We start from the raw sequence: 270 nt of genomic DNA, 5'->3' as shown, positions 1-270 counted from the left end.
CCGTAGAGCGTGACCTTTTCGTAGGCCATCACCGAGCCGCGGCTCTTGGACCAGTGCGGCTCGCTGTAACTGCGCTTGATCAGGTGGGGAGCCACTTCCTCCACCCACAGCGGATCAAATTTCGCGGCCACCCTCGCCCAGAGCCGGGACGTTTCCACCAGTTCGGCGGCCATCACCCAATCCGGTGTCTTCTTGAACAGGGCGGAGCCGGGGAAGACCGCAAACCGGGTGCCCCGGGCACCGGAGTACTCCCGCTTGCGCTGGTCGTAC

Annotated in this window: 1 protein-coding gene; it reads right to left on the bottom strand. The window is 64.8% G+C overall.

What is annotated here, in order from left to right; translation table 11 throughout:
- A partial coding sequence (locus SB754_RS20430; protein WP_410784188.1) for an oligonucleotide/oligosaccharide-binding fold domain-containing protein occupies nt 1-270 on the bottom strand: 270 nt, incomplete at both ends.

The organism is Leifsonia sp. SIMBA_070 (assembly GCF_046534635.1).
In the GTDB taxonomy this organism is placed as follows: domain Bacteria; phylum Actinomycetota; class Actinomycetes; order Actinomycetales; family Microbacteriaceae; genus Leifsonia.
The sequence above is the reverse complement of the archived record's forward strand: the minus strand, read 5'-3'. Positions and strand labels throughout refer to the sequence as shown.